The organism is Chitiniphilus shinanonensis DSM 23277 (genome assembly GCF_000374805.1).
GTDB classification, from domain to species: domain Bacteria; phylum Pseudomonadota; class Gammaproteobacteria; order Burkholderiales; family Chitinibacteraceae; genus Chitiniphilus; species Chitiniphilus shinanonensis.
In genome coordinates this window covers 42,247-63,430 of record NZ_KB895339.1, presented here as the reverse complement: position 1 = coordinate 63,430, position 21,184 = coordinate 42,247, and the positions used below count along the sequence as shown (strand labels likewise).

The 21,184-nt window shown below is 65.3% G+C and carries 20 protein-coding genes; 9 read left to right on the top strand and 11 right to left on the bottom strand.

The window, feature by feature from the left end; all coding sequences use genetic code 11:
* Positions 1–24: 24 nt before the first annotated feature.
* Positions 25–627, bottom strand: a complete 603-nt coding sequence (locus tag C556_RS0107430) for a peroxiredoxin (protein ID WP_018747610.1) — start codon at positions 625–627, stop codon at positions 25–27.
* Between the two features lie 251 nt (positions 628–878).
* Between C556_RS0107430 and C556_RS0107420 the strand changes: the two genes are divergently transcribed.
* The gene (locus tag C556_RS0107420; RefSeq protein ID WP_051083218.1) at positions 879–1,778 is read left to right on the top strand and encodes a hypothetical protein; all 900 of its coding nucleotides are present in this window, start codon (positions 879–881) and stop codon (positions 1,776–1,778) included.
* A gap of 88 nt (positions 1,779–1,866) precedes the next feature.
* Here C556_RS0107420 and C556_RS19725 read toward each other — a convergent pair whose 3' ends face one another.
* Positions 1,867–4,290 carry an EAL domain-containing protein gene (locus tag C556_RS19725; RefSeq protein ID WP_169338604.1) on the bottom strand — a complete coding sequence of 808 codons (2,424 nt, stop codon included), beginning with the start codon at positions 4,288–4,290 and terminating at the stop codon, positions 1,867–1,869.
* Between the two features lie 607 nt (positions 4,291–4,897).
* Here C556_RS19725 and C556_RS0107405 point away from each other — a divergent pair.
* Both C556_RS0107405 and C556_RS0107400 read left to right on the top strand, forming a co-directional pair.
* A complete protein-coding gene (locus C556_RS0107405) occupies positions 4,898–6,616 on the top strand; it encodes a M30 family zinc metallopeptidase (protein WP_026262890.1) in 1,719 nt (572 codons plus the stop codon).
* Complete coding sequence (locus tag C556_RS0107400) at positions 6,613–6,909, top strand: hypothetical protein (protein WP_018747604.1); 297 nt, start codon at positions 6,613–6,615, stop codon at positions 6,907–6,909. Before C556_RS0107405 ends, C556_RS0107400 begins: the two co-directional genes overlap by 4 nt.
* 61 nt (positions 6,910–6,970) lie before the next feature.
* On the opposite strand, the gene hisC is transcribed toward C556_RS0107400, so the two are convergent.
* From hisC to gyrA, 8 genes are all read right to left on the bottom strand, one after another.
* Positions 6,971–8,071, bottom strand: coding sequence for a histidinol-phosphate transaminase (hisC, locus tag C556_RS0107395; RefSeq protein ID WP_018747603.1), 1,101 nt, complete (start codon positions 8,069–8,071; stop codon positions 6,971–6,973).
* Positions 8,072–8,136: 65 nt separating this feature from the next.
* The gene (locus C556_RS19720) at positions 8,137–8,724 is read right to left on the bottom strand and encodes an LOG family protein (protein WP_018747602.1); all 588 of its coding nucleotides are present in this window, start codon (positions 8,722–8,724) and stop codon (positions 8,137–8,139) included.
* Between the two features lie 201 nt (positions 8,725–8,925).
* Positions 8,926–9,999, bottom strand: a complete 1,074-nt coding sequence (pheA, locus tag C556_RS0107385; protein WP_018747601.1) for a prephenate dehydratase — start codon at positions 9,997–9,999, stop codon at positions 8,926–8,928.
* 6 nt (positions 10,000–10,005) lie between these two features.
* The gene (locus C556_RS0107380) at positions 10,006–10,209 is read right to left on the bottom strand and encodes a hypothetical protein (RefSeq protein WP_018747600.1); all 204 of its coding nucleotides are present in this window, start codon (positions 10,207–10,209) and stop codon (positions 10,006–10,008) included.
* Between the two features lie 50 nt (positions 10,210–10,259).
* Positions 10,260–11,330 (bottom strand): 3-phosphoserine/phosphohydroxythreonine transaminase, encoded by a 1,071-nt coding sequence (gene serC, locus C556_RS0107375; protein ID WP_018747599.1) that lies wholly within the window; start codon positions 11,328–11,330, stop codon positions 10,260–10,262.
* Between the two features lie 61 nt (positions 11,331–11,391).
* Positions 11,392–11,832, bottom strand: a complete 441-nt coding sequence (locus tag C556_RS0107370) for a PaaI family thioesterase (protein ID WP_018747598.1) — start codon at positions 11,830–11,832, stop codon at positions 11,392–11,394.
* Entirely contained in the window at positions 11,829–12,266 is a 438-nt protein-coding gene (locus tag C556_RS0107365) for a PaaI family thioesterase (RefSeq protein WP_018747597.1), read from the bottom strand. The genes C556_RS0107370 and C556_RS0107365 overlap by 4 nt, the downstream gene beginning before the upstream one ends.
* Before the next feature lie 16 nt (positions 12,267–12,282).
* Positions 12,283–14,901 carry a DNA gyrase subunit A gene (gene gyrA, locus C556_RS0107360; RefSeq protein ID WP_026262887.1) on the bottom strand — a complete coding sequence of 873 codons (2,619 nt, stop codon included), beginning with the start codon at positions 14,899–14,901 and terminating at the stop codon, positions 12,283–12,285.
* Positions 14,902–15,222: 321 nt separating this feature from the next.
* Here gyrA and C556_RS24070 point away from each other — a divergent pair, with 321 nt between their 5' ends.
* The 6 genes from C556_RS24070 (at position 15,223) to C556_RS0107330 (ending at position 20,797) form a co-directional block, all read left to right on the top strand.
* A complete protein-coding gene (locus C556_RS24070) occupies positions 15,223–15,912 on the top strand; it encodes an OmpA family protein (protein ID WP_018747595.1) in 690 nt (229 codons plus the stop codon).
* A 64-nt stretch (positions 15,913–15,976) separates the two neighbouring features.
* Positions 15,977–16,594, top strand: a complete 618-nt coding sequence (lolA, locus tag C556_RS0107350; RefSeq protein WP_040430715.1) for an outer membrane lipoprotein periplasmic chaperone LolA — start codon at positions 15,977–15,979, stop codon at positions 16,592–16,594.
* Positions 16,578–17,909, top strand: a complete 1,332-nt coding sequence (locus C556_RS0107345) for a replication-associated recombination protein A (protein WP_018747593.1) — start codon at positions 16,578–16,580, stop codon at positions 17,907–17,909. The genes lolA and C556_RS0107345 overlap by 17 nt, the downstream gene beginning before the upstream one ends.
* A gap of 91 nt (positions 17,910–18,000) precedes the next feature.
* Positions 18,001–19,284: a serine--tRNA ligase gene (serS, locus tag C556_RS0107340; RefSeq protein ID WP_018747592.1), complete on the top strand. Its 1,284-nt coding sequence runs from the start codon at positions 18,001–18,003 to the stop codon at positions 19,282–19,284.
* Positions 19,285–19,394: 110 nt separating this feature from the next.
* Positions 19,395–19,853, top strand: a complete 459-nt coding sequence (locus C556_RS19710; protein ID WP_018747591.1) for an NfeD family protein — start codon at positions 19,395–19,397, stop codon at positions 19,851–19,853.
* A complete protein-coding gene (locus C556_RS0107330; RefSeq protein ID WP_018747590.1) occupies positions 19,850–20,797 on the top strand; it encodes an SPFH domain-containing protein in 948 nt (315 codons plus the stop codon). Before C556_RS19710 ends, C556_RS0107330 begins: the two co-directional genes overlap by 4 nt.
* A gap of 59 nt (positions 20,798–20,856) precedes the next feature.
* On the opposite strand, the gene C556_RS0107325 is transcribed toward C556_RS0107330, so the two are convergent.
* Positions 20,857–21,171 (bottom strand): PilZ domain-containing protein, encoded by a 315-nt coding sequence (locus C556_RS0107325; RefSeq protein ID WP_083930469.1) that lies wholly within the window; start codon positions 21,169–21,171, stop codon positions 20,857–20,859.
* Positions 21,172–21,184 lie beyond the last annotated feature (13 nt).

The window sequence follows — 21,184 nt, the reverse complement described above, 5'->3', positions numbered from 1 at the left end:
AGCGCCTTGAGCGGCAGATCCCGCTTACAGCGAGGCAGCTTCAGAGGCCAGGTACTCGGCCACGCCCTTGGCGTCGGCCTTCATGCCCTTCTTGCCCTTGTTCCAGCCCGCCGGGCACACTTCGCCGTGCTCTTCGGTGAACTGCAGCGCGTCGACGGTACGCAGGGTTTCGTCGATGTTGCGACCCAGCGGCAGGTCGTTCACCAGTTGGTGACGCACCACGCCGGACTTGTCGATCAGGAAGGTGCCGCGGAATGCCACGCCATCGGCGGATTCGACGTCGAATGCCTTGGCGATCTCGTGCTTCACGTCGGCGACCAGGGTGTAGCCGACCGGGCCGATACCGCCCTTGTCCACCGGGGTGTTGCGCCAGGCGCTGTGGGTGAACTGGCTGTCGATCGACACGCCGATCACTTCGACGTTGCGCTTCTTGAACTCTTCCAGGCGGTGATCGAAGGCGATCAGTTCCGACGGGCACACGAAGGTGAAGTCCAGCGGGTAGAAGAACACCACGGCGTACTTGCCCTTGATGTTGTCGTGCAGGTGGTATTGATCGACGATCTGGCCGTTGCCGAGTACGGCGGCGGCGGTGAAGGCGGGAGCTTGTTTACCAACGAGGACAGCCATGGTGATCTCCTGTGCGTATGTAGGGATGAAACAGAGAAGCGGATCGCTCCGCGGCGGCGCGCGGCCCGCGCTGGCGGCACCGTTCGCCCGGTGATGGGTAGGCGCAGCAACGATAGTCGCTCACTCCTGACCCGTCAAATAAGGAAAGTTGATATGGCTGATAGTTACTTCCTATCGCAGCGACAGCCATTGTCTCGTTCCCGGGGAGACGCGATCATCGTGATGTTGGATACGGAGGACAACTAAAGCATATGAAACCGACACCCCTCAACCCGTTGCGCCGGCGCTTCTGTCTGGGCCTGCTCGCCGGCCTGGCCCTTGCGTGGCTGCCGGGCGCGCGCGCCGAACAGAGCATCACCATCCTGACCCAGCAGGATGTCTACAACGACTACATCCGCTTCATCGGCAAGCGCGACCCGCTGACCTTGACCCATTTTTCCGGCCCTGGTTCGCGCCGCGACGTGGTGGAACTGGTGCTGACCCAGCAGGCGCTGCACCTGGGCGGCCTGCGCCAGCCGATCAAGCTGGTGAAGGTGGACCACAGTAGCGATTCGTACAGCCGCTTCCTGCGCGAAATCCTGTCCGGCACCGCCACGCTGGGCGGCAACACGGCCTGGCTGGTCGACCTGCAGGAGATCAAGGACAAGATCTACATCAGCCCACCGCTGATCCGCCAAGGCGAATTCGAGGCCGGCCTCTACACCGCCCCCGGCAACCAGAAGGCGCTGGCCGCCGACAGCCTGGCCAAGGTGCAGAAACTGACCGCCGTGGTGGCGGACAGCTGGCGCCCTGACGTGGCGACGCTGCAAGGGCTGGGCATGGCCAACGTGTTGATGACGCAAAGCTGGGATTCGATGGTGGGCATGGTGGCCAAGCAACGCGCCGACGTGCTGCTGGCACCGTTCCAGGCCACGCCGGACATGTCGCTCCAGGTGGGCAGCCAGCGCTTCCTGCCGATTCCCAAGGTAAAGGTGGGCCTGCAGGGCAGCCGGCACCTGTTCGTCAGCCGCCTGGCGCCGAACGGTGCGCAAGCGGCCGAGGCCCTGGAAAAGGGGCTGGCGATCCTGCGTGGGCGCGGCCTGATCGAGCGCGCCTATATCGAATCGGGGTTCTTCAACACCCGCACCGAGACCTGGCAGCGGCTGAACTGACCGGCCCGCCAAGCCAAAGCAAAGACCCCGCGCTGCGGGGTCTTTTTCGTGGGCGAAGGCGATGCCGCCAGCAAGCGGCCGGCGCCGCTCAGTAGAAGCCGGTGGTGCCGTTGCCCGGCGTGGGCGCCGGATCGAGCACCGGCTCGGGCATGCCGATGTGGTAGCCCTGCAGGAAATCGACGCCGATCTCGCGCAGCGCGCGGGCGATGTCCTCGCTCTCGACGTACTCGGCGATGGTCTGCCGCCCCATGGCGTGGGCGATGCGGTTCACCGCGATCACCATCTGCCGGCTGACATCGTCGTGCACCACATCGCGGATCAGGCTGCCGTCGATCTTGAGGTAGTCCACCGGCAGTGTCTTCAGGTAGGTGAACGACGAGAAACCGCTGCCGAAGTCGTCCAGCGCGAAACGGCAGCCGCGCTGGCGCAACGCCTCGATGAACTGCGTGGATTCCTGGATGTTGGCGATGGCGCTGGTCTCGGTGATCTCGAAACACAGCTGCGACGGCGTCACCTGGGTTTCCTCCAGCCGCTCCAGCACGAAGGCCAGGGTCTGCCGGTTGAGCGATTTGCCGGACAGGTTGACCGACAGCTGGATATGCGGCCCTTCGTCGCGCAGCACCTTCAGCGTATGCGCGATCACCCAGCGGTCGATGGTCGCCATCAGGTCGTAGCGCTCGGCGGCGGGAATGAACGCCCCCGGCGGGATCACCTTGCCGTGCTCATCCACCAGCCGCAGCAGCACCTCGTGATGGCGGGTGCCGCGCCCCGGGCGCGCCGGGACGATGGGCTGGAAGTACAGGCGGAACCAATCCTGCTCGGCAGCCTGCCGCAACGTGGCCAGCAATTGCAGCTCGTTGTGGCGCGCCTCCAGGTTCTCCTCGGCGCCGCGATACCAGGCGAAGCGGTTGCGCCCGGCCTCCTTGGCGGCGTAGCAGGCGACGTCGGCGCGGCTCATCACTTCCTGCGGATTGCAGACCTCGCGGTCCATCCGCACCAAGCCCATGCTGCCGGTGACCACGAACGGCCGGTCGCCCCAGACGAAGCGGTACTGCTCCAGCGCCAGCAGCACGTCGCTGGCCGCCTGCTGGGCCTGCGCCTCGTCGGCGGTATCGAGCAGGAAGCCGAATTCGTCGCCGCCCAGGCGGCCGACCAGCACGTTGGAAGAGATCACGTCGCGGAACTGCTGCGCCAGTTGCCGCAACAGCTCGTCGCCGGCCTGATGCCCGCAGGTATCGTTGACCAGCTTGAACTGGTCGAGGTCGAGCTGCATCACCACCCGCGCCTCGTCGTACTCCTGCACCAGATCGCGCGCGGTGGCCAGCGCGGTCATGAAGCCGCGCCGATTGGTCAGGCCGGTCAGTTCGTCGTGCATCGCCTGGTAGGCCAGCCGCGCGGTCAGCGCCTCGGCGGCGCTGATGTCGTGCAGGGCGACCACGTAGCCCATGCCGCCCTCGGCATCGCCGATCTGCACGATGGCCATCTCGACGCGGTAGTGCTCGCCATGGCGATTGGTGATGGTGGTCTTGACCGCTCCCGGCGGCAGCGCGCCGACCCGCGCCAGGTGCAGCAGCGAGGCGAAGTCGGCCTCGCCGGTATCGTCCAGCGTGACCACGATCTCGGTGATCGGCCGGCCGCGCGCTTCGGCGAAAGTCCAGCCGATCAGCTTCTCGGCCGCGGTATTGAGCAGCTTGACGCGCCCGTCGGCGGTGGTGGTGACGATGGCGTCGGCCACCGAGCGCAGCGTGACTTCGGCCAGCTCCTTCTCGCGCAGCATCGCCTGCTGCGCCTCGTCGCGCTGCGCGTTGCCGATCAGCAGGTTGCGCCGCATGGTGTTGATGGCGTCGGTCAGCGTCTGCAATTCGTCCATGCCGCGCTTCTGCCGCGCCAGCACCAGCGGCGCCATCATGCGTTCGTAGTCGAAGCGGCGGGTGTACTCGGCGATGTGCGACAGGTGACGCGCGATCAATCGGTGATACAGCCAGAGGAAGCACAGCGCCGCGCTCATCATGCCCAGCCCGAGCAGCAGCAGAATGCGGCCCAGCTGCGCCAGCAATTGCGCCTGCAGGCCGTCCAGGGTGTTGACCAGTTCCAGCTCGCCGAGCGGCACATTGCGATGGGTCAGCGGGTGTTCGTATTCGACGATGTAGCGCTTGCGGATCAGCTCGCGGTTCTCCGGCAACTGGCCCACCTCGTAACGGGTGCCGTCCGGCTCGACCAGCCGCGCCCAGCCCACCACCTTGGTCTGCAACAGCGAATGCAACTGGGTACGCACCGCCTCGGTGTTCACCAGCCAGAGATTCACCGCCAGCTGCGGCCGCACGCTGCTGGACAGCGTGTCGAGATCGGCTTCGATGCGGGCGATGCTGCGTTGATATTCGATCCGGACCAGGATCACCGTCAGCGAGGCGGTGACCAGCAGGCTGATGGCAATGACCGCCGCCACCATGCGCCAGGCAAGGCGGTTCTCGCGATAAAACTCCTTGGCGCGACGGAAGAAATTCTGGAGCACTGCGGGTAACCGGATGGGGGTGGTGCGACGAGCATAATCGGAGGGCATGGCTGGCACAAATCGTAATCTCAAAATGCCAGCCACATCCAATCAACGTGTGACTTCCGAAAGCAAAAACCGACGTGAGCTGGCAATTTGTAAAGCGGGCGGCAAATTGGCGCTTGACAATTGTCAGGTTGTTTCAGTTGAGCCATATCATATTTGGTGCATTCACCAGCACGAACCAACAGCTGTTTACATTACCCTTTCCATCGCAAACGGCCCATTACTGCATTCCTACGCACGGGCCGCCGCATCGAAAGTCGGTGGCCGCGGCATCGCGTTCCCTCCCACAAAGACCACCACAGCGCCCCCTTTCCTGGAGGAGACCATGGCAACGATGGCCGAGAACATCGTCGGAACGATGAGCGCCTCCCCCATACGATCCGCCGCCCTCCGCGTGCATGGTCACGCCCAAACCAATGAGACAAACCCGACGACCAAGTACGTGTTTTCCCTCGTTCCATGCAAAAAGAAACCCCACAGGTGCTACATTCTGCAAAACAACGGGTTCAAAACCGGCCGCGACGCCGGGGCCGGGCCCCACAATCACCGTACCGGGGAAACCATGAAGCAAGGCCAGTCGACAAGCTATCGCACCCTCCTGTTCACCACCCTGCTCAGCGCCGTGCTGCTCGGATGTGGTGGCGGCGGGGGTGGGGGCGGAGGCGGTGGAGATCCCGGCCTGCCGCCCACCACGGGGGCCGCGTTGAGCGTGGATTGCAGCGGCGCCAACTGTCAGGCCACCGACGCCGGTACCTATGCCGGCAGCGGCGTCGGCCTGTGGCGCTACACCAACACCACCAATGGCCAGGTCAATGTGCCGATTTCGATTGCCGGGCTGAACGATCGATCGACCGTCACGCTGATCTACACCAACCAGGGCGGCATGCCAGTGTCGCTACCAGCACCACCGGCCGCCGACTTCGCCCCGACGCCGCGCGCGGCGGCCGTGGCAGCGTTCGCCGAGGACACCGCCGACAGTCGAGCCAACCGGATTCCGAGCATGGTGCGCAATTTCGACGCCAAGGCGCGCATGGGCAGCGCGCCGTCGCGGGCGCTGGCATCGCGCCGCCTGCTGGCCGCCGCGCCCCACTCGGCCGCGGTCAACGACAAGCGCGACTGGTTCATCTCGCAGAACGACAACTCCATCACCACCCGCACCGCCACGCTGCAACGCAAGGTCACCGCCGACGACGGTCGCGTGGTCAATATCTGGGTGGAGGACAGCGAGTATGGCGACAGCAAGTTCAGCGCGGCGCGGGTCGAGCAGTTCGCCCAGCGCTTCGCCGTGGGCAGTCAGTCGGTGTATTCGATGGTGACCAGACTCGCCGGCCAGCCATGGGGGCCGCACAGCTATCCCGACCTGCTGATCCCGGCCAACCAGGAACTGGACATCGTGTTCGTCAACTTCGACCGCAACAACCGGCCCTACGGGATGATCGGCTACTTCTGGTCGAACAATAACTTCTTCGTCGACCCCAGCGTGCAGTACGGCGAATACAGCAACGAATCGCTGTCGTTCTATATGGATACCGAGACCGTCTACTGGGCCCCCGGTGAGGAAGGTGTGCAGATCCAGCTGAGCACGCTCGGGCACGAGCTCACCCACATGATCAACTTCTACCAGCGCGGCGTGCTGATGTCCGACCCGAACTCCAGCGCGTTCTACGACTTCGAGACCTTCCTGGAGGAATCGACGGCGCTGATGACCGAGGACATCATCGGGCTGAACCTCGATCCCACCTTCAACTCGTTGCGCGACGCCAGCTTCGCCGACTGGCTGAACAGCGGCCTGAACAATTGCAGCTACCCCGACTGGAACGGCGAGCCGAATACCCCGTGCTTCAGCTATTCCATCGCCGCCAGCTTCGGCGGCTACCTGCTGCGCCAGTACGGCATCGATTTCTACAAGGGCCTGTTGCGCAACCGGTCGTCGACCGATTCGCTGGTGGTGCTCGACGATGCGATCCGCCAGGCCGGCGGCCCCGGCTTTGCCGAGGCGCTGCGCCGCTGGAGCACCATGGCCGCGCTGTTGCCGGCCACCGGCGTGCCAGCCGGCTTCGGCCTGCCGCTGCGCCAGGAGCAAGGCTTCACCCTGCCGGCAGTCAATGGGCCCGACTTCGACTTCGCGGTCCGCTGGCCGACCACGCGGCCGTCGGTGCTGAAGCCCTACGCGCTGTTCCCGGTCCGCCGCGCCCCCGCCAACGGCGTCTACAAGGAAGTGGTGCCGGTGCCGATCAACACCACGCTGAGTGTGGTGATACAAACCATGGAGAATCAATGATGCGACTGGGCCGCTGGCTGCTGCCGCTGATGCTGGTCCTGGGCGCCTGCGCCCAGGCCGGTCCGGACCGGGCCGTGACGCTGTTCGGCACGCTGCTGCTCAAGGGCAACGCGCCGCACATTCAGCAGGTGCTGCAGACCGACGATGCGCAGTACCAGTTGTCCAAGGTGCCGTCGGAGCAGGCTGCGGCATTGCAGCGGCAGCGGGTGAAGGTGACCGGCGTGCTGGTGCGCGAAGCCCAGCCGCCACGCCTGCCGCTGGTGGAGGTGTCCAGGATCGAGGCGGCGCAGTAGTTGCCGCGACAATAAAAAAGGCCGGTTCGCAACCGGCCTTTTTTTATGGAAGCCCGGCGGATCAATCGCCCAGCGCTTCCTCCAGCACCGCGATGAAGCGCGCGTTCTCCTCCGGCAGGCCGATCGACACCCGCAGCGAATCGGGCATGCGATAGCCGGCCAGCGGGCGCACGATCACGCCACGTTGCAGCATGAAGCGGTTGAGCCCGGCGGCGTCGCCGCAATGGAAGGTCACGAAGTTGCCGCAGCTGGGGATGAAGCTCAGCCCCAGGCGCACGAACGCATCGGTCAGTTGCTTCATGCCTTCGTTGTTCACCCGCAGCGAATCGGCCAGGAACACGGTGTCGTCCAGCGCGGCGCAGGCGGCGGCCTGGGCCAGCAGGTTGACGTTGAACGGCTGGCGCACCCGGTTGAGGATGTCGGCCACTTCCGGGCTGGCCAGCCCGAAGCCGACACGCAGGCCCGCCAGGCCGTAGGCTTTGGAGAAGGTACGCACCACGATCAGGTTGGGGAAGCGTTGCAGCCACTGGATCGAATCGCTGCGCTTCTCGCGCGGCAGGAATTCGGTGTAGGCCTCGTCCAGCACCACCAGCACCTGCGGCGGGCACTGTTCCAGGAATTCGATCAGGTCGCCGGGCCGCGCCAGCGTGCCGGTCGGGTTGTTGGGGTTGGCGATCCACACCACCTTGGTGTCAGGGCGGATCGCCGCGCGCATCGCTTCCAGGTCGTGGCCGTAATCGACGGCGCGTACCTCGATCCCCTGCGAACCACAGGCCTGCACCACCAGCGGGTACACCGCGAACGCGTATTCGGAATACACCGACGAATCCGCGGGGGTGAGGAAGGCGCGGGCGACCAGTTCGAGGATGTCGTTGGAGCCGTTGCCCAGCACGATGCTGCCGGCCGATACGCCGAAGCGCTGCGCGATCTTGGCTTTCAGTTCAAAGCCGTTGCCGTCCGGGTAGCGCGCCAGCTCCGGCAGCGTGCGCTCGATCGCGGCGCGCGCCATCGGGCTCATGCCCAGCGGGTTCTCGTTGGACGCCAGCTTGACGATGTCCTCCGGCTCCAGGTTCATTTCGCGGGCCAGTTCCGAGATCGGCTTGCCCGGTTGATAAGGCGCGATGGCCCGGATGTACGAGGGAGCGAGGTCTTGCAGCGACATGGCGATTCCAGGAGTGAACGGTGGAAGATGGCAACGGTAAGGAAAGCGGCGCGCCGGCGCAATGCTCAGCTGCGGCTGCGCAGTTCGGCGCGGCGCCACCGGGCGTCGGCGACCGGGATCGCCGCCAGCGCCTGCAACAGGGTATCGGGCTCGCTGGCCAGCACCAGGCGCTCCACTTCCGCCGGATTGACGAAGCCCTGGCTGGCCGCGTTGCGCATGAAGTCGAGCAGCGAATCGAAATAGCCGCCGGTATTGAGCAGGCCCACCGGCTTGCCGTGCAGCCCGATCTGCGCCCAGGTCAGGATCTCGAACAGCTCGTCCAGCGTGCCGAAGCCGCCGGGCATGGCGACGAAGGCGTCGCCCAGCTCGGCCATGCGCGCCTTGCGGGTATGCATGGAATCGACCACCACCAGCTCGGTCAGCCCGCCGTGCGCCAGCTCGCGCTCGACCATGAAGTGCGGGATCACGCCGATGGCCTGTCCACCCGCATCCAGCACGGCGTCGGCCAGTACGCCCATCAGCCCGACATGGCCGCCCCCGTATACCAGGGTGCGGCCACTGGCGGCCAGGGCGGTGCCCAGTGCCTGCGCGGCCTGGGTGAAGATCGGGTCGGCGCCGTGGCGGGCACCGCAGAACACGACGACTTTCTGCATGGAAGACTCCAAAACACGTGGGCAGCCTGCGCTGCCCACCAAGAGCGACTAACAAAACCCTGCTGGCCGCGTCGCGCGTGGCGCCGGACCTCACTTGCCGTACTGCTTGGCACTGTCCGCGTTTCGCGCTTCTTGCCGGAACCGCTACGCAGGTTTTTGCCAACCGCTCCAGATTCGCACATCAGGCCGGCTTGCCGACCGCTACAGCACCGCCTGCGGGTAGCTGCCCAGCACCTTGACGAAGGCCGCGTCGCGCCGCAGTTCCTCCAGCGCCTGCTGCACCTTGGTCTCGGCCACGTGGCCCTCGACATCGACGAAGAACAGGTATTCCCATAAACCGGTGCGGCTGGGACGCGATTCGAATTTGGTCATCGACACGTTGTGCCGCGCCAGCGGCTCGACCAGCGCATGCAGCGCACCCGGGCGATTGGGCGCCGAGATCACCAGCGAGGTGCGATCGCGGCCCGACGGCGTGGTTTCCTGCCGTCCCAGCACCAGGAAGCGCGTGGTGTTGTTGGGCTCGTCCTCGATGTTCTGCGCCAGCTTGGTCAGGCCGAACTTCTCGGCCGCGGCGTCGCCGGCGATGGCGGCGGCGCTGGGGTCCAGGCTGGCCAGGCGCGCGGCCTCGGCATTGCTGGCGACCGAGATGCGCTCCACTTCGGCCGGCAGGTTGCGATTCAACCATTCGTGGCACTGCCCCAGGCTCTGGGCGTGCGAGTAGACGCGCTTGATGCCGTCCTTGCTCTCGCCCAACCGCAGCAGGTGGTGATGGATGCGCAGCACCACTTCGCCGCAGATATGCAGCGAGGTGTTGACCATCAGGTCCAGCGTGCGGCCGACCGCGCCTTCGGTGGAGTTCTCCACCGGCGCGACCACGTAGTCGGCGGCCCCGGCCTCGACGCTGCGGAACGCCTCGTCGATGGAAATACAGGCGGTGGTGGCCGCGGCATGGCCGAAATGCTTGATCGCGGCGGCTTGGCTGAAGGTGCCCTCGGGGCCGAGGAAGGCAATGGTCAGCGGGCGCTCCAGCGCCAGGCAGGCGGACATCACCTCGCGGAACAGCTTGGCCACGGTCTCGTCGGACAACGGCCCGGTGTTCAGGCTCTTGAGGCGCGCCAGCACCTGGGCTTCGCGCTCGGGCCGGTAGACCACGCCTCCGCCCTTGATTTCGCCGATGGTGCGCGCATGCCGCGCCCGATCGTTCAACAGTTCCAGGATGCGGGCGTCGATGCCGTCGATGGCATCACGATGCTGTTTGAGTTGTTGTTCGGACATGATGATTTATTTGTTGGGCTCGAAACGCGCGGCGTCGATGATCGACCACAGGTGGATGATCCATCCCAGCAGGATGAACCACAGCACGCCGGCGAGCACGAACATCAGCAGGGCGATCAACGGGCGGCCCTGCAACAGCTGCCCCAGCCCCGGTATGAAGAAACTTGCAAGGGCGGCCAATACGTTGCCGCCGGAACCTTGTCCTGCCATCCCCTACTCCCTGTGGATCGCGGCCAGCGTTGGCCGGCCGCGCATGGCGATCAGCCGTGGGTCCTGACGAATTCGCGCAGGTAGTCGCACAGCGCCTTCACGCCTTCGAGCGGCATGGCGTTGTAGATCGACGCCCGCATGCCGCCCACCGAGCGGTGCCCCTTCAGTTGCAGCAGGCCGCGCGCCTTGGCCCCTTCCAGGAAGGGGTCGTCCAGGCGCTCGTCGGCCAGGCGGAACGGGACATTCATGCGCGAACGGTACGGGCGCTCCACCGGGCAGGTATAGAAGCCGGAGGCGTCCAGCGTTTCGTAGAGCATCGACGCCTTCTCGATGTTGTGTTGCTCGATGCCGCTCAGGCCGCCGCGCTCCAGCAGCCACTTGAACACCAGCCCGGCCATGTAGATGGCGTAGGTGGGCGGGGTGTTGTACAGCGAATCGGCTTCGGCGTGGACCTGGTAGTCGAGCATGGTCGGTGTGCCGGCCCGGGCGCGGCCGAGCAGGTCTTCGCGCACGATCACCAGGGTCAGGCCCGACGGGCCGATGTTCTTCTGGGCGCCGGCATAGATCAGGCCGAACTTCGAAACGTCGAGCGGGCGCGACAGGATGTTGGACGACATGTCGCACACCAGCGGCACGTCCGATTGCGGGATGAAGGGGAATTCGACGCCGCCGATGGTCTCGTTCGAGCAGTAGTGCAGGTAGGCCGCGCCCTTGCTGCGCTGCCAAGCGGCCTCGTCCGGGATGCCCGAACCGTCGCCGCTGGCGATGATCTGCACGCTGGCGTAGCGCCGGGCTTCCTTGATGGCGATCTTGGACCAGTGGCCGGTATCGACGAAATCGACGGTGTCGTCCTGCTGCGCCAGGTTGAGCGGCACCTGGGCGAACTGGAAGTGCGCGCCCCCCTGCATGAACAGGATCTTGTAGCCGGACGGCACGCCCAGCAGCTTGCGCAGGTCGGCCTCGGCCTCGGTGATGATCTGGGTGAACTCGCGGCCGCGATGGCTCATCTCCATCACGCTCATGCCGGTGCCGTGCCAGTCGGTGAACTCGGCCTGCGCCGCCAGCATCACTTCGCGCGGCAGGACCGCGGGGCCGGAGCTGAAGTTGTATACCTGGGTCATCGTGTGTCCTTCTGTGGTCTTGCCCCTGCACGCGGCGCGGCAGGCAAATCGGGAAATCGCGTCACGCCAGCAGGAAGTGCGCCCGCGCGGAGGCGATGGGCTTGTCGGGGTCGTCCTGCCAGGCCATCAGTTGCACATTGGCCACCCGCTTGCCCTGGCGCACGATCTCGCAACGGCCGGACAGATCCTGCGGGCGACCGCTGCGCAGGTAATCGATGGAGAAATCCACCACCTTGGGCACGCTGCGCGTTTCGTGCGACGCCAGCAGGGTGAAGATCGCCACGTTCTCCAGGAAGCCGCCGATCACGCCGCCGTGCAGCGCCGGCAACAGCACGTTGCCGATGTTGGATTGCCGGAACGGCAGGGTGAAGCGCAACTGGCCGTCGACTTCTTCCATGGTCATGCCGATGGTGCGGGCATAGGGAATGGCCTGCATCAGCGCGTGGTAATCACCGCTGGCGCGAGCGGTTTCCCAGCAGTGTTTCATTTCCTCGTGCGTCATGCCCCGTTCCCCGCCTTGGTCCGCATGAAGGTGCCGACGCCGTGGGCGACCTCGCGTTCGCGCTGGTAGGCCACGGCCCGGGTAAAGGCGATCTGGTCGGTCAACCGATAGCATTCGGCGCGGCAGACGATGTCCTCGCCCGGGATCGCGGGACGCAGGTAGTCGATGCGCAGGTCGAGCGTGGCGACGGCCTCGGCCTCCTGCAACAGCGTGTAGATGCAGGTGCCGCTGGTGGTGTCGATCAGCGTGGTCACGGCGCCGCCGTGCACCACGCCGGTCTCGGGGTTGCCGACGATGCCCTCGGAGTACGGCAGCCGCAGTTCGACCACGCCCTCCTCGGCGCCGACGTACTCGATGCCGAGCACTTTGCAGTGCGGCAGGTCCATGAACCAGCGCCACAGCTGCTCGAACATCTTGGGGTTGGTCACGGCCATGTTGTCTCCTGCCGGATCAGTCCACGGTCTGGTCGCCGTCGCCGGTCGACGCTTCGCCCTGCTCGCCCTCGGGGGCGCCTTCGTCCTCTTCGTCGCTCTCGGCCAGCTTCTCCAGCCCGGACAGCTTCTCGCCTTCGTCCAGGTTGATCAGTCGCACGCCCTGCGCGGCGCGGCCGGTTTCGCGGATCTCCGCCACGCGGGTGCGGATCAGCACGCCGCCGGTGGTGATCAGCATCAAGTGGTCGCTTTCCTCGACCAGCGTCGCCGCGACCAGCTGGCCGTTGCGCTCGCCGGTATCGATGGCGATCACGCCCTGGGTGCCGCGACTGGTCAGGCGATAGTCGCCGATCGGGGTACGCTTGCCGTAGCCGTTCTCGGTGGCCGTCAGCACCTGCTGCTGATCGTCCGCCGCGACCAGCAGCGAAATCACGCGCTGGCCTTCCTGCAACTGCATGCCGCGCACGCCGGTCGCAGCGCGGCCCATCGCCCGCACGTCGGTCTCGACGAAGCGCACCGATTTGCCGGCGTTGGAGAACAGCATCACCTGGTCGCCTTGCTGGGTCAGCGCCACGCCGATCAGGTCGTCGCCGTCTTCGATATTGATGGCGATGATGCCCTTCTTCATCGGGCGCGAATAATCGACCAGCGAGGTCTTCTTCACCGTGCCGCGCGCGGTCGCCATGAACACGCACTGGTCCTCGCGGAATTCCTTCACCGGCAGCACGGCGCTGATCTTCTCGCCTTCCTGCAACGGCAGCAGGTTGACGATGGGCTTGCCGCGACTGGTGCGGCCGCCCTGCGGCAGCTCGTACACCTTCAGCCAGTACACGCGGCCGAACGACGAGAAGCACAGAATATAGTTATGCGTGTTGGCGACGAACAGCTGGTCGATGAAATCGTCGTCCTTGGTCGCCGCCGCCTGCTTGCCGCGTCCGCCGCGGCGCTGGGCCGCGTATTCGTCGACCGGCGTGGCCTTCATGTAGCCGCTGTGGGTCAGCGTGACCACCATGTCCTGCGGAGTGATCAGGTCCTCGATGCACAGGTCTTCGCCGTGGGCGACGATCTCGGAACGGCGGACGTCGCCATACTGTTCCTTCACCTGATTCAATTCGTCGGCGATCAACTGGGTGACGCGTTCCGGCGTGGCCAGGATGTCCAGCAGGTCGAGGATCCGCTCCATCACGTCGCGGTATTCGGCGACGATCTTGTCCTGCTCCAACCCGGTCAGGCGTTGCAGGCGCAGCTCCAGGATGGCCTGCGCCTGGGCGTCGGACAACCGATAGCCGTCGGCATGCAGGCCGAACTCCTCGAGCAGGCCGTCGGGCCGCGACGCGGACGAATCGGTGCGCGCCAGCATGTCCTCCACCAGTTCGGAGCGCCAGGCGCGCCCCATCAGCCCAGCCTTGGCTTCCGGCGGCGTGGCGGCGGCCTTGATCAGCGCGATGATCTCGTCGACGTTGGACAGCGCGACGGCCAGACCTTCCAGGATGTGACCGCGTTCACGCGCCTTGCGCAGTTCGAACACGGTACGGCGGTTGATGACCTCGCGGCGATGGCGCAGGAAGCACTCCAGCACCTGCTTCAGGTTCAGCAGGCGCGGCTGGCCGTCGACCAGCGCCACCATGTTGATGCCGAAGCTGTCCTGCAGTTGGGTGTGCTTGTACAGGTTGTTCAGCACCACGTCGGGCATTTCGCTGCGCTTCAGCTCGATGACCACGCGCATGCCCGAGCGGTCGGATTCGTCGCGGATCTCGGAAATGCCGTCGATGATCTTCTCGCGCACCAGCTCGCCGATGCGCTCCAGCAGCTTGGCCTTGTTGACCTGGTACGGCAGTTCGTCCACCACGATCATCTGGCGATCGTTGCTGCGCGGCACGTCCTCGAAGTGACAGCGCGCGCGCATCACCACGCGACCGCGGCCGGTGCGATAGCCTTCACGCACGCCATGGATGCCGTAGATGATGCCGGCGGTGGGGAAGTCGGGCGCGGGGATCAGCTCGATCAGCTCGTCCACGCCCATTTCGGGATTGGCCAGCAATGCCAGGCTGCCGTCGATGACTTCCGCCAGGTTATGCGGCGGGATATTGGTCGCCATCCCCACCGCGATGCCCGAAGAACCGTTGATCAACAGGTTGGGAATGCGCGTGGGCAGGACGGTGGGTTCGAGTTCCTTCTCGTCGTAGTTCGGCGCGAAATCGACGGTTTCCTTGTCGATGTCGGCCAGCAACTCGCTGGATACGCGCGCCAGGCGGCACTCGGTATACCGATAGGCCGCCGGCGAATCGCCGTCGATGGAACCGAAGTTGCCCTGCCCGTCGATCAGCGGGTAGCGCAGCGAGAAATCCTGCGCCATCCGCACCAACGCCTCGTATGCCGCGGCGTCGCCGTGCGGATGGTATTTACCGAGCACGTCCCCGATCACCCGTGCGCATTTCACATACGGTCGGTTCCAGACATTGTTACTCTCGTGCATCGCAAACAGAATGCGCCGATGGACCGGTTTCAAACCGTCACGCACATCGGGCAGGGCCCGCCCTACGATGACGCTCATCGCGTAATCGAGATAGGAACGGCGCATTTCCTCTTCGAGGCTGACTGGGATCGTTTCTTTGGCGAAGCTGCTTTGTTCGGACATCTTCTAGGACCATTGACGACGAGCTCGGGCTCGTGCGGAGAGGCTGGAACGGCACCTTGACACAGGAACGTGCAACAAGGAGGACTATCTGCTAATAAGGTAAGGAGTTTAACACGCACCCTGTACCACTCCAATTTTGCTTAGGGGCGTCGGAAAATTCACGGTGGCTTCATTTGCATACGCGAAAGTTAAGACACTAGAATATGCAACGTTACTGATTGATTGGATGGAACTTACTGTTCAGCCCTACAATCAATTGGCTAAGTTATGGGTTGCTATGTTTTCCCGGGCTCACAACGAAACCTACTAGGAGAAAAAACTATGCTGTCGCTCAAACAAACTCTGACGTCTCTGGCTGTAGCCGCCACCCTGGGCGCCGCTGCCCCCGCCTTTGCAGCAACCGATGCATACCTGACCAACTCCACCACCGTCAGCGCCGCCAATCCGGAAGGCGTGGTGAAGAACAGCATCGGCGAATGCTGGCAAACCAGCAGCTGGACCAAGGACAAGGCCGTCAAGGGTTGCCCGGGCTATGTCGAACCCGTTGCCGCCGCGGCTCCCGCCCCGGCTCCGGCCGCTCCCGCCCCGGCTCCGGCCCCGACCGTGAGCACCAAGAAGTTCACCCTGCAGGCCGAAGTGCTGTTCGACTTCAACAAGTCGGTACTGAAGCCGTCCGGCAAGGATGCGCTGGATCAGCTGTACAACGAAGTCGCCAACCTGGATCCGAAGGAAGGCGCCGCCGTGGTCGTGGGCCACACCGACCGCATCGGTTCCGACAAGTACAACGAGGAACTGGGCTATCGTCGTGCCAAGGCCGTTCAGGACTACCTGATCTCCAAGGGCGCTCCGGCCGACCGCATCTCCGCCGAAACCCGCGGCAAGCGCGAACCGGTGACCGGCGACACTTGCGACAAGGTGAAGCCGCGCGCCAAGCTGATCGAATGCCTGGCTCCGGATCGTCGCGTGGAAATCGAAGTGCGCGGCACCCGCGAAGTCACCGAAACCAAGTAATCGGTTTTCGGTCTGAAAGCCCCGCCCAGGCGGGGCTTTTTACTTTCTGGAGAACCCGCTTCCGATGAAGACATTGCTTGCCACCCTCGCCCTGCCGTTAGCCTTGCTGGCCGCGCCCCTGGCCCATGCCGATACCCTGGATGCGCTGAAGAGCGCACTGTCGGGCACCACCTCGCTGCAAGGTCGCTTCACCCAGACCGTTTCCCAGCACAAGGGCAAACCCCAGCAAAGCGCCGGCGATTTCGCGATCCAGCGTCCGGGCAAGTTCCGCTGGGCATATGCCACGCCGTATGAGCAATTGATCGTCGGTGATGGCAGCGAAGTGTGGCTGTATGATCCCGACCTGCGCCAGGCCACCGTCAAGTCAATGGGCAACGCGCTCGAATCCAGCCCCGCCGCGCTGCTGGCCGGCGACAACGCGCTGGAAAAGAACTACCTGATCAAGCCGCTGGCGTCCAAGAACGGCGTGGATTGGTTCGAAGCCAAGCCACGCCAGGAAGACGCCGGCTTTTCCAACATTCGCCTCGGTCTGAAGAATGGCCAGGTGGTCGAGATGGAACTGGTCGACCGCTTCGAACAGCTCACCCGCATCCGTTTCGACGGGGTGAAGCGCAACGCCAGGCTCGACGCGTCGCTGTTCCGCTTTACGCCACCGAAGGATGTCGATGTCGTCCGGGAATGACCTGTTCAGTGCCGACGCCGAGCGCCACGAGCCGCTCGCCGAACGCCTGCGCCCCAAGACCGTCGGCGAGGTCGTGGGCCAACAGCATCTGCTGGGGCCGGGCAAGCCGCTGACGCTGGCCATCGCGTCGGGCCAACCCCACTCGATGATCCTCTGGGGCCCGCCCGGCGTCGGCAAGACCACGCTCGCGCGCCTGCTGACCGGCGCCTTCGACGCCGAGTTCATTGCCTTGTCCGCCGTGTTCTCGGGCGTCAAGGACATCCGCGCCGCGATGGACCAGGCACAGGCCGCGCGCGGCATGGGCCGACGCACCATCCTGTTCGTCGATGAAGTACACCGCTTCAACAAAAGCCAGCAGGATGCCTTCCTGCCCTTCGTCGAATCGGGGCTGGTCACCTTCATCGGCGCCACCACCGAGAATCCCTCGTTCGAGGTCAACGCCGCGCTGCTGTCGCGCGCGCAGGTCTACGTGCTCAAGCCGCTGTCGGCGCAGGATCTCGCCACCTTGGTCGAGCGTGCCCGCGAACGCTGCTACCCCGACCTGGTGTTCGAGCCCAGCGCGGCCGATGTCCTGATCGGCTATGCCGACGGCGACGCCCGCCGTCTGCTCAATCTGGTCGAGCAAGCCGCCAATGCCGCCCAGGCCGAGCGGCGCACCACGCTGGACGCCGCCTTCCTCGAAGCCGCGCTGACCCTGAACAGCCGTCGCTTCGACAAGGGCGGCGATGCGTTCTACGACCAGATTTCAGCGCTGCACAAGTCGGTGCGCGGCTCCAGCCCGGATGGCGCGCTGTACTGGCTGAGCCGCATGCTCGACGGCGGGCTGGATCCGCGCTACCTGGCGCGACGCATCGTGCGTATGGCCTGGGAGGACATCGGCCTGGCCGATCCGCGCGCCATGCAGCTTTGCAACGACGCCGCCGAAACCTACGAGCGCCTGGGCAGCCCCGAGGGCGAGCTGGCGCTGGCCCAGGCGGTGATCTACCTGGCGATCGCCCCCAAGTCCAACGCCGGCTACATGGCGTACAAGGCCGCCCGCGCGCTGGTCGGTAGCGACCGTTCCCGCGAGGTGCCGGTCCACCTGCGCAACGCGCCGACCAAGCTGATGAAAGAGCTGGGCTACGGTCACGACTACCGCTATGCGCACGACGAGCCCGAGGCGTACGCCGCCGGCGAAACCTACCTGCCCGAAGGGCTGGAGGAAGTCAGCTTCTACCAGCCCACGCCGCGCGGCCTGGAAGGCAGGATCGCCGAGAAGCTGCGCCACCTGCGCGAGCTGGACGCGGCCTGGCTGGCCGAACACAAGCCCGACTGACGCCAGTTGGCACGCCAGCGGCGCGACCACGTTCACTTCCCGCTGGCGCGCCGTGTAAAATCCGACGATTCACAACGCTCCGACTCCACCCATGCTCGACATCAATCTGCTGCGCAACGACCTCGATGGCGTCGTCGCCCGCCTGGCCGCCCGCGGCTTCGCCTTCCCCGCCGACGAATTCACCGCGCTCGAAGCCGAACGCAAGACGCTCCAGACCGCCACGCAGGATCTCCAGGCCAAGCGCAACAGCGTGTCCAAGCAGATCGGCCAGGCCAAGGCACGCGGCGAGGATGTCGCGCCGATCCTGGCCGAGGTCGAGAACCTCAAGGGCGAGCTGTCGGCCAACGAAACCGCGCTCGGCGCCTTGCAGGACAAGCTGAACGACCTGCTGCTGCGCGTGCCGAACCTGCCGCACGACAGCGTCCCGACCGGGACCGACGAGCGCGACAACGTCGAAGTCCGCCGCTGGGGCACGCCGCGCGCCTTCGATTTCGCCGTCAAGGATCACGTGGACGTCGGCACCCCGCTGGGGCTGGATTTCGAAACCGGAGCCAAGCTGTCCGGCGCACGCTTCACCCTGCTGCGCGGGCAGATCGCGCGACTGCATCGGGCGCTGGCGCAGTTCATGATCAACACCCAGGTCGACGAGCACGGCTACAGCGAGACCTACACGCCTTACATCGTTAATCCGGAAGTCCTGTACGGCACCGGCCAGTTGCCCAAGTTCGCCGAGGACATGTTCCGGGTGGAGCGCGGCGGCGAGGACGGCAATACCCAGTACCTGATCTCCACCTCGGAGATCTCGCTCACCAATACCGTGCGCGACTCGATCCTCAAGGCCGAGGAACTGCCGATCAAGCTCACCGCGCATTCGCCGTGCTTCCGCTCGGAGGCCGGCTCCTACGGGCGCGACGTGCGCGGCATGATCCGCCAGCACCAGTTCGACAAGGTCGAGATGGTGCAGATCACCCAGCCGGATCAATCGTACGACGCGCTGGAGCAGATGGTCGGCCACGCCGAGGCCATCCTGCAAAAGCTCGGCCTGCCCTATCGCGTGGTGGCGCTGTGCACCGGCGACATGGGTTTCTCCGCCGCCAAGACCTACGACCTCGAAGTGTGGCTGCCGGCGCAGGACACCTATCGCGAGATCTCCAGTTGCTCCAACTGCGAAGCCTTCCAGGCCCGCCGCATGCAGGCGCGCTTCAAGAACGACGCGGGCAAGAACGAGCTGGTGCATACCCTGAACGGCTCGGGGCTGGCGGTCGGCCGCACCCTGGTCGCAGTGCTGGAGAACTACCAGAACGCCGACGGCAGCGTCACCGTGCCGGATGCCTTGCAACCCTATATGGGCGGAGTCAAAATCCTGAAAGCCTGATCTGGGTCAGAGTCATGAAAAGCGCGTCCCTGGCGACGCGCTTTTTTTATTGGCTTGTCATCCGCGATCGGGTATATCAGAGAATCCATTACATCGGAGCACGCTACGGTATGTCCGCGGTTACCTGGTGGCTGATCGCCGCCCTCGCCCTCGCCGGACTGGAAATGCTGACCGGCACCTTCTACCTGCTCGCCGTCGCCGCTGGTGCGGCATTCGGCGGCCTGGCCGCGCTGAGCGGGGTACCGCTGGCCGCCCAGATCGCCATCGCCGCGCTGTTCAGCCTGGTGGCCCTGGGCGCGCTCAAGCAATGGAAGCGCAAGCAGGCCGCCAGGCTGCCGCCGGAGCAATCGCTCGATATCGGCCATATCGTCGTGGTGGAGCAATGGCTGGATGCCAGCCGGGCGCGGGTCCGCCATCGCGGCACCCAATGGGACGCGGAACTGCGTCCGCCGCTGACCGGCCCGCTCAAGGACGAACTGCGCATCGTCGCCCAGCGCGGCGCCGTGCTGATCCTCGACCTGGCCTATCCCCGCTCTTCCTCATCCCAACAGGAGTCCCCCGCACCATGAGCCTCGGTTTTCCTATCGTCCTGTTCATCATCGTCGTGATCTTCATCGCCAAGACACTGAAGATCGTTCCGCAGCAGAATGCGTGGGTCCGGGAACGCCTGGGCCGCTTCCACGACGTGCTGGAGCCGGGCCTGCGGGTGGTGGTGCCCTTCGTCGACCGCATCGCCTATCGCCACAACCTGAAGGAAATCCCGCTCGACGTGCCCAGCCAGGTCTGCATCACGCGCGACAACACGCAGTTACAGGTGGACGGCATCCTCTACTTCCAGGTGGTCGATCCCAAGCTGGCCTCCTACGGCTCCAGCGACTACGTGCTGGCGATCACCCAACTGGCGCAGACCACGTTGCGCTCGGTGATCGGCAAGCTGGAGCTCGACCGCACCTTCGAGGAACGCGATGAGATCAACCGCGCCGTGGTGTCGGCGCTGGACGACGCCGCCGCCAGCTGGGGCGTGAAGGTGCTGCGCTACGAGATCAAGGATCTGACGCCCCCGGCGGAAATCCTGCGCGCCATGCAGGCCCAGATCACCGCCGAACGGGAAAAGCGCGCCCGCATCGCCCAATCGGAAGGCGTGCGCCAGGAGCAGATCAACCTGGCCAGCGGCGAACGCGAAGCCGCGATCCAGCGCTCGCAGGGCGAGATGCAGGCCGCCATCAACGAATCGGAAGGCCAGAAGCAGGCGCAGATCAACATGGCGACCGGCGAAGCCGAAGCCCTGCGCCTGGTGGCGCGCGCCAACGCCGAAGCCATCGCCGCGGTCGGCCATGCCATCGAACTGGAAGGTGGTATCGAGGCGGTCAACCTGAAGATCGCCGAGCAATACGTGGCCGCTTTCAGCAACATCGCCAAGCAAGGCAACACCATGCTGTTGCCGACCAACGCCAGCGATATCGCCACTTTGGTCGCGACCGCCACCTCGGTGATCCGCCAGCAGCCCAAGTAATCCGGGCCAGAGCGCTCCTGCAAAACATCAGGGCCGCCCAAAGGGCGGCCCTGATGTTTTCAGGCCAGTATCTGGACGATGAACAACCCCAGTTCGTAGAGCTTGCCGCGCTCCACTTCGTGGCAGCGCACCACACGCACCCGGGCCGACAACGGATCGCGCGGGCCGGCGCCGGACATGGGCGGCATCACGAAGATCTCGAACTCCTCGTCCGGGCGCGGCACGAAGGACGTGCGGATCGTCATGCCGGTCACACTGAGGTCGATGCATTCGCCGTAGTACGGAGGGCCGAAATCCAGGGTGCGGATCTTGACCTTGCAGTTCATCGGTACCCGAAGCGCACTGCGTTGCTCGCGTGAGGAAGGAAGGGCCATGGAGCCAACCGAC

Coding starts and splice junctions, on each gene's coding strand:
- C556_RS0107430 (WP_018747610.1), bottom strand. CDS start 627: ATGGCTGTCCTCGTTGGTAAACAAGCTCCCGCCTTCACCGCCGCCGCC.
- C556_RS0107420 (WP_051083218.1), top strand. CDS start 879: ATGAAACCGACACCCCTCAACCCGTTGCGCCGGCGCTTCTGTCTGGGC.
- C556_RS0107405 (WP_026262890.1), top strand. CDS start 4,898: ATGAAGCAAGGCCAGTCGACAAGCTATCGCACCCTCCTGTTCACCACC.
- C556_RS0107400 (WP_018747604.1), top strand. CDS start 6,613: ATGATGCGACTGGGCCGCTGGCTGCTGCCGCTGATGCTGGTCCTGGGC.
- hisC (WP_018747603.1), bottom strand. CDS start 8,071: ATGTCGCTGCAAGACCTCGCTCCCTCGTACATCCGGGCCATCGCGCCT.
- C556_RS19720 (WP_018747602.1), bottom strand. CDS start 8,724: ATGCAGAAAGTCGTCGTGTTCTGCGGTGCCCGCCACGGCGCCGACCCG.
- pheA (WP_018747601.1), bottom strand. CDS start 9,999: ATGTCCGAACAACAACTCAAACAGCATCGTGATGCCATCGACGGCATC.
- C556_RS0107380 (WP_018747600.1), bottom strand. CDS start 10,209: ATGGCAGGACAAGGTTCCGGCGGCAACGTATTGGCCGCCCTTGCAAGT.
- serC (WP_018747599.1), bottom strand. CDS start 11,330: ATGACCCAGGTATACAACTTCAGCTCCGGCCCCGCGGTCCTGCCGCGC.
- C556_RS0107370 (WP_018747598.1), bottom strand. CDS start 11,832: ATGACGCACGAGGAAATGAAACACTGCTGGGAAACCGCTCGCGCCAGC.
- C556_RS0107365 (WP_018747597.1), bottom strand. CDS start 12,266: ATGGCCGTGACCAACCCCAAGATGTTCGAGCAGCTGTGGCGCTGGTTC.
- gyrA (WP_026262887.1), bottom strand. CDS start 14,901: ATGTCCGAACAAAGCAGCTTCGCCAAAGAAACGATCCCAGTCAGCCTC.
- C556_RS24070 (WP_018747595.1), top strand. CDS start 15,223: ATGCTGTCGCTCAAACAAACTCTGACGTCTCTGGCTGTAGCCGCCACC.
- lolA (WP_040430715.1), top strand. CDS start 15,977: ATGAAGACATTGCTTGCCACCCTCGCCCTGCCGTTAGCCTTGCTGGCC.
- C556_RS0107345 (WP_018747593.1), top strand. CDS start 16,578: ATGTCGTCCGGGAATGACCTGTTCAGTGCCGACGCCGAGCGCCACGAG.
- serS (WP_018747592.1), top strand. CDS start 18,001: ATGCTCGACATCAATCTGCTGCGCAACGACCTCGATGGCGTCGTCGCC.
- C556_RS19710 (WP_018747591.1), top strand. CDS start 19,395: ATGTCCGCGGTTACCTGGTGGCTGATCGCCGCCCTCGCCCTCGCCGGA.
- C556_RS0107330 (WP_018747590.1), top strand. CDS start 19,850: ATGAGCCTCGGTTTTCCTATCGTCCTGTTCATCATCGTCGTGATCTTC.
- C556_RS0107325 (WP_083930469.1), bottom strand. CDS start 21,171: ATGGCCCTTCCTTCCTCACGCGAGCAACGCAGTGCGCTTCGGGTACCG.